Source organism: Cobetia sp. SIMBA_158 (genome assembly GCF_046566945.1).
GTDB lineage: Bacteria > Pseudomonadota > Gammaproteobacteria > Pseudomonadales > Halomonadaceae > Cobetia > Cobetia amphilecti.
In genome coordinates this window covers 1-248 of record NZ_JAWJYL010000833.1, presented here as the reverse complement: position 1 = coordinate 248, position 248 = coordinate 1, and the positions used below count along the sequence as shown (strand labels likewise).

1 protein-coding gene is annotated in these 248 nt (G+C 37.5%); it reads right to left on the bottom strand.

Going from position 1 to position 248, the window contains the following annotated elements; translation table 11 throughout:
* The coding region (locus R2R70_RS22165) for a hypothetical protein (protein WP_410979224.1) at window positions 1-248 on the bottom strand (248 nt) is incomplete at both ends.

The window sequence follows — 248 nt, the reverse complement described above, 5'->3', positions numbered from 1 at the left end:
CCATGAATCCTACACCCATTCCGATTGCTCCGCCAATGAAAGGGCCGCCGTCTTTACTGAAAACATTGGTATTTAAAAGTCCTTGTTCATAGTTGAATCTAAGATCATTTAAACTTTCGATAAACTGTCTTTCGTTAGAGGCAAGATTTTGAAATCCCTGATTATGCTGTAGATCTGGAATATAATTGTTTGAAATTGCTATTGCCAGATCTTTTGCCATATCAGAATAACCAAGCTGTTCAAGAACC